This window comes from Psychrobacter sp. A3 (genome assembly GCF_028823565.1).
Classification (GTDB): Bacteria; Pseudomonadota; Gammaproteobacteria; order Pseudomonadales; family Moraxellaceae; genus Psychrobacter; species Psychrobacter celer.
In genome coordinates this window covers 1-1,021 of record NZ_JAPEHS010000159.1, presented here as the reverse complement: position 1 = coordinate 1,021, position 1,021 = coordinate 1, and the positions used below count along the sequence as shown (strand labels likewise).

Annotated in this window: 1 protein-coding gene; it reads left to right on the top strand. The window is 47.1% G+C overall.

All coding sequences use genetic code 11. The annotated features are described in order from the left end of the window. The coding region (locus NK638_RS12265; protein WP_274633231.1) for a glycosyltransferase family 2 protein at nt 1–915 on the top strand (915 nt) is incomplete at its 5' end. Nucleotides 916–1,021: the final 106 nt, after the last annotated feature.

Sequence of the window (1,021 nt, the reverse complement as noted above, 5' to 3'; positions counted from 1 at the left end):
ACGACTTGCTATGGGCGCAATCGTCATCTTTATAATCTACTTGCTAGTCTGGCGCAAGGCAGCGTTAGGCCGCGCGAGGTGGTTATCGTTAATGATGACGCCGAGGCTGAACGTCTGGCAGATTACGATTTAAATATTATTAAGATAGCAACGACTACAGCGACTGAGCATGGATTGACGAGTAGCGCCTCGTTTGATATCGGTCGTAACCGTAATCTTGGCGCTGCACGTGCTAGTTATGAGGCTATGATTTTCTTGGATGTGGATTGTATCGTCGCCTATGACTTTATCGAAGGGTTATATGATAAATTGCAAACGCATCCTGATGCGCTACTGATGGGACAGCCACGTTATTTAACGCGCCCTTTGACGGATGATGAAGGTAGTCAACTACAGCAAGGTCAAATGGCGTCTGACGCTTTAGACCAGCTGTCGGTATTTAACCCTTATCGTGATAACTTTACCCAACAGCGCAATGACAATGTCGATGCTAATATTAAAAAAACGCAAGACTATGGCGCATTTTGGAGTCTATGCTTTGCGATAATGCGTCATCAGTTTGAGCGGATTGGTGGCTTTGATACCGATTATATCGGCTACGGCGCTGAAGACACAGATTTTGCTTTTATGGCACGTGCTTTAGACATTGATTTTTATCTGACCAATGATGTGGTTTACCATCAGCAGCACAGTGTCTACCGGCCGCCACTCAATCATCTCGATAGCATAGTGATTAATGCCAATCGCTTTTATGACAAATGGCAGCATTGGCCGATGGCAGGCTGGCTGGCAGCGTTTGCGCAGCTAGGTTTGATTGACTGGCAAGAGGCGCAGACAGTGTCCATTGAGATTCTTCGTCAGCCAAGTAGCGCTGAGATTGACGCCGCACATTGTCCAGCTGCGCCTTATGTGTAGACGGCTCTTAGTTCTGCTAATCCCGAGGCGTCACTAGTATCAATGAGTAGTGAGTTTTGATGGGCAACTAATACTGACGGATAATCTCCACACCTGTCGGCGGCGT